Raw genomic sequence first — 5,237 nt, 5'->3', positions numbered from 1 at the left:
TATTAACCTATTTGTGCCGTAAGTGTCTCCCTGTATAGATTTCAGCTACTTTTAGGCGTAGGCACTCTCATCGAATTTTATTTTAAGTTAATTATTTGCATAACAATTACCGAAGAGCCTTCCATTTTAGCTTAAAGCCGTCGTAAAACGACGGGGTTTTAACCCAAATTTTCGATAAGAAATTATTCAATCAATCGATCGGGTGACATTCTAGGCTATGATTTCCCTGACTATAGTTATTTCTCTACATTAAGGAAAATCGACAATGACAGCCTTTCCCATCGATTTGACTGCCTATAAACCCATCAGTCTCGACCCCAGTAACCCCACCCTCACCGACCACCAAAGAAGCGCCCTAAAAGCCAATATCCAACTCTGTCGCGATGCTATCATCTTTTTTACTGCCACGGGTGCGGCCCGGGGTGTGGGTGGACACACCGGCGGCCCCTACGATACCGTCCCGGAAGTGGTGATTCTCGATGCTCTTTTCCGCAGTCAACCTAGTCAATTTGTACCAATTTTCTTCGATGAAGCGGGACACCGCGTCGGTACTCAATATCTCCTGTCTGCGTTAGAAGGTTCTTTGCCCCCGGAACAATTAATGCACTACCGCGAGGCTAATTCTAAACTCCCCGGACACCCGGAATTAGGATTAACCCCCGGCGTAAAATTTAGTTCTGGCCGTTTAGGACATATGTGGCCCTACGTTAACGGTGTCGCTTTAGCTAACCCCGGAAAAACCGTTTTTTGTTTAGGTTCCGATGGTTCTCAACAGGAAGGCAATGACGCGGAAGCTGCCCGTTTAGCCGTGGCTCAACACATCAATGTTAAGCTGATTATTGATGATAATGATGTGACGATTGCTGGTAATCCTTCCAAATATTTACCCGGTTATGATGTGGCTAAAACTCTCGCCGGCCATGGACTAAAAGTGTTAGTGGGAGATGGGGAAGATATCGATAGTTTGTATCGCAATATCTGTGAAGCAATTAATACTCCAGGCCCGATTGCGATTATTAATAAACGTCCCATGTGTCCCGGTATTGAAGGTTTAGAAGGTTCTAACCACGGTCATGATGTGATTTCTGTACCCTTGGCTTTGAAATATTTAGAGGCAAAAGGACACAGTGCCGCCGTGGAATATCTCAACAGTATTAAGAAGCCTTCTAATGACTATAAATTCCTCGGTTCTGGGGATAAATGGGGTTCTAACCGCAACGTTTTCGGCGAAGCTGTAGTCAGTCTTTTAGGCAAAATGAGCGAGGAAGAACGCAAGGCTAAGGTATTAGTAGTAGATAGCGATTTAGAGGGTTCCTGCGGTCTGAAAATTATCCACGATAAACATCCCGAAGTGTTTATTCCTTCCGGTATTATGGAACGGGGCAATCTTTCGGCAGCCGCTGGTTTTGGTATGGAAAAAGGTAAACAGGGAATTTTCGCCACCTTTGCCGCTTTTCTAGAAATGTGTATTTCTGAAATCACCATGGCGCGTTTGAATTATTCTAATCTTTTATGTCATTTTTCCCATTCTGGTATCGATGACATGGCAGATAATACCTGTCACTTTGGTTTGAATAATTTCTTTGCCGATAATGGACTGGATGACGGTTACGAAACCCGTCTTTATTTCCCGGCCGATGCGGCACAAATGACCGCTTGTGTCGAGGCAACTTTCCATCAACCCGGCCTACGTTTTATCTTCTCGACTCGTTCTAAAACTCCCAATATTCTTGATACTAACGGTAATAATTTCTTTGGCGATGGTTACACCTTTGTCCCCGGAAAAGATGAATTAATTCGGGAAGGCACTGCCGGTTATATCATCAGCTTTGGAGATGGTTTATACCGCGCTTTAGATGCAGTGGAACGCTTAAAACAAGAAGGTGTTGACGTGGGTTTAATTAATAAACCGACTCTCAATGTGGTGGATGAAGAAATTATCGCTAAAGTTGGTAGTTCTCCCTTTGTTTTAGTGGTAGAAGCATTTAACCGTCGTACGGGTTTAGGTAGCCGTTATGGTTCTTGGTTACTCGAACGCGGTTTAACTCCTAAATACGCCTATATCGGTACTCACCATGAAGGTTGTGGCGGTTTATGGGAACAATTCCCCCACCAAGGTATTGACCCAGTTGGTATCATTAGTAAAGTTAAATCTTTAATCGCTTAGATAGTATTTTAGGGTGGGCTTTAATCAGTAATCAGTAATCAGTAATCAGTCATCAGCGAACATCTTTAATAATTAAGATTTTAGCTTGGTTAAAAATTAGAACATTTGTACTAAAATTTTCCCAGAAGCCGTTTAAATCCATTACAACTTATAAACTTGAGGCACTTAAATCGCACAGTTGAGGGGAAATCCCCCTGAACTAGGTACGGTAAGCCCCTAGGAGCCGACAAACCAGTCAATCTAGAATAATCTCTAGGGTATAAAAGTAACCTCTTATAGAAAATGCAGCCAACCAATCCACAACAATTTACAGAAAAAGCTTGGGAGGCAATCGTCAAAACGCCGGACATTGCCAAACAGAACAGCCAGCAACAAATCGAAAGCGAACATCTAATGAAAGCCCTACTGGAACAGGAGGGATTAGCGGGCAGTGTCTTTAGTAAAGCTAATATTAGTCTAGCCCGTTTGCGGGATCGAACCGATGATTTTATCCGTCGTCAACCGAAAATATCTAACCCTGGCGACTCGATTTATTTAGGTCGTAGTTTAGATAGTTTACTCGATCGAGCAGAAAATTATCGCCGAGAATTTGGAGATGACTTTATCTCGATCGAGCATTTAATTTTAGGTTACGCTAAAGATGATCGCTTCGGTAAAAATATTTTTCAAGAATTCGGACTTACCGAAAGCAAGCTCAAGGAAATTATTCAAAAAGTCAGAGGTAGTCAAAAAGTGACCGATCAGAATCCAGAAGGCAAATATGAGGCCCTAGAAAAATACGGACGGGATCTCACCCAATTGGCACGGGAAGGTAAATTAGACCCCGTAATTGGACGGGATGACGAAATCCGTCGCACGATTCAGATTCTCTCGCGTCGGACTAAAAATAACCCGGTTTTAATCGGGGAACCAGGAGTAGGAAAAACGGCCATTGTCGAAGGATTAGCACAGCGGATTATTAACCGAGATGTGCCAGAATCTTTGTTGGATCGTACTCTTATTTCTCTCGATTTAGGTGGCTTAATTGCGGGAGCAAAATATCGCGGGGAATTTGAGGAAAGATTAAAATCTGTCCTCAAGGAAGTCACTGATTCCCAAGGCAATATCATCATGTTTATTGACGAAATTCATACCGTTGTCGGTGCGGGAGCCACTCAAGGGGCAATGGATGCGGGCAATTTATTAAAACCAATGTTAGCCCGGGGTGAATTGCGTTGTATCGGAGCCACTACCCTCGATGAATACCGCAAATATATCGAAAAAGATGCGGCGTTAGAAAGACGCTTCCAAGAGGTTTTAGTTGATGAACCAAATGTGGTCGATACTATTTCGATTCTTCGCGGTCTCAAAGAACGTTATGAGGTGCATCATGGGGTAAAAATTGCCGATAATGCTTTAGTGGCAGCGGCACTGCTTTCTAATCGTTATATTAGCGATCGCTTTTTGCCCGATAAGGCCATTGATTTAGTTGATGAAGCGGCGGCAAAATTGAAGATGGAAATCACTTCTAAACCGGAAGAACTCGATGAAATTGATCGCAAAATTCTCCAGTTAGAAATGGAAAGACTTTCTCTACAACGGGAATATGATCCAGCTTCGCGAGAACGGTTAGAAAAGTTAGAAAAAGAACTGGCTAACCTCAAGGAAGAACAATCGGGATTAAATGCCCAATGGCAAGGGGAAAAAGAGATTATCGATCAAGTTCGTGGGGTTAAAGAAGCGATCGAACAAGTTAATCTGGAAATTCAACAGGCCGAACGAGATTATGATTATAATCGCGCTGCAGAATTAAAGTTCGGAAAATTAACCGATCTGCAGCGGCAAATGTCCGCCCTAGAAACTCAATTGGCCGACAAACAAACCACCGGTAAAAGTTTATTAAGGGAAGAAGTTCTCGAATCGGATATCGCCGAAATTATCTCGAAATGGACGGGAATTCCTCTCAATAAATTAATCGAATCGGAAAAAGAAAAACTCCTCAATCTGGAAGAGGAATTACACGAAAGTGTCATCGGTCAAGAGGAAGCAGTCACAGCCGTGGCCGAAGCGATTCAACGTTCCCGCGCCGGTTTATCGGACCCCCACCGTCCCACGGCCAGCTTTATTTTCCTCGGTCCGACGGGTGTTGGCAAGACAGAATTGGCGAAAGCTTTAGCGCGCAATCTCTTTGACACCGAAGAAGCCCTAGTTCGCATCGATATGTCGGAATACATGGAAAAACACAGCGTTTCCCGTCTCATGGGCGCGCCTCCGGGATACGTCGGCTACGATGAAGGGGGACAATTAACCGAGGCAATCCGGCGTCGTCCCTACTCTGTCATCCTCTTTGATGAGATTGAAAAAGCCCATCCCGACGTTTTTAACGTTATGTTACAAATCCTTGACGATGGGCGCTTAACCGACTCTCAAGGTCATCTGGTTGATTTCAAAAATACAATCATTATTATGACCAGTAATATCGGTTCTCAATACATTTTAGACGTGGCTGGTGATGAGTCTCGTTATGAGGAAATGCAGGCCCGGGTGATGGAAGCAATGCGGAATAGTTTCCGTCCCGAATTCCTCAATCGTATCGATGAAACGATCATTTTCCACAGCCTACAAAAAGCGCAACTGCGATCGATTGTCAAACTACAGACAGCCAATCTCAGCGATCGCTTGATGGAACAAAAATTAGCCCTGAAACTTGCCGATATTGCTCTCGATTATCTAGCAGAAATTGGTTATGATCCAGTGTACGGTGCGCGACCCTTAAAACGGGCAGTACAAAGATATGTGGAAACTCCGATCGCTAAGGCAATTCTGCGCGGCGAATTCAAAGGGGGAGACACGATTTTTGTCGATGTGGCCGATGAAAGATTGACCTTTAAACGGTTAGCTTCCCCGGTAGTAACTGCTTAATTAGGGTTTGCTGAATAAGTCCCCAGAGGGAATCTAGAAGCTACACAACTGTTGACACTCCCCGCTCTAAAGAGACGGGGATTCTTGGTTCACAGAGATTACTTGCTTAGACAGAATTGCTTCTGAAAAAGTAGAGGTATTCTCTCCCCAAGCGTTTATTGGATCTAGC

Annotated in this window: 2 protein-coding genes; both read left to right on the top strand. The window is 43.8% G+C overall.

Annotation, left to right across the window (positions count from 1 at the left end):
- Window positions 1-265: 265 nt before the first annotated feature.
- Window positions 266-2,167, top strand: a complete 1,902-nt coding sequence (locus EWV84_RS06200) for a thiamine pyrophosphate-binding protein (protein WP_287077190.1) — start codon at window positions 266-268, stop codon at window positions 2,165-2,167.
- A 282-nt stretch (window positions 2,168-2,449) separates the two neighbouring features.
- Complete coding sequence (gene clpB / locus EWV84_RS06195) at window positions 2,450-5,068, top strand: ATP-dependent chaperone ClpB (RefSeq protein WP_287077189.1); 2,619 nt, start codon at window positions 2,450-2,452, stop codon at window positions 5,066-5,068.
- The last annotated feature ends 169 nt before the right edge of the window (window positions 5,069-5,237 follow it).

It is taken from the genome of Microcystis sp. M_QC_C_20170808_M3Col, from assembly GCF_007095505.1.
Taxonomy (GTDB): Bacteria; Cyanobacteriota; Cyanobacteriia; order Cyanobacteriales; family Microcystaceae; genus Microcystis.
The sequence above is the reverse complement of the archived record's forward strand: the minus strand, read 5'-3'. Positions and strand labels throughout refer to the sequence as shown.

Bases quoted from the DNA above. Each gene is read 5' to 3' on its own strand.
- clpB (WP_287077189.1), top strand. From the start codon at position 2,450: ATGCAGCCAACCAATCCACAACAATTTACAGAAAAAGCTTGGGAGGCA.
- EWV84_RS06200 (WP_287077190.1), top strand. From the start codon at position 266: ATGACAGCCTTTCCCATCGATTTGACTGCCTATAAACCCATCAGTCTC.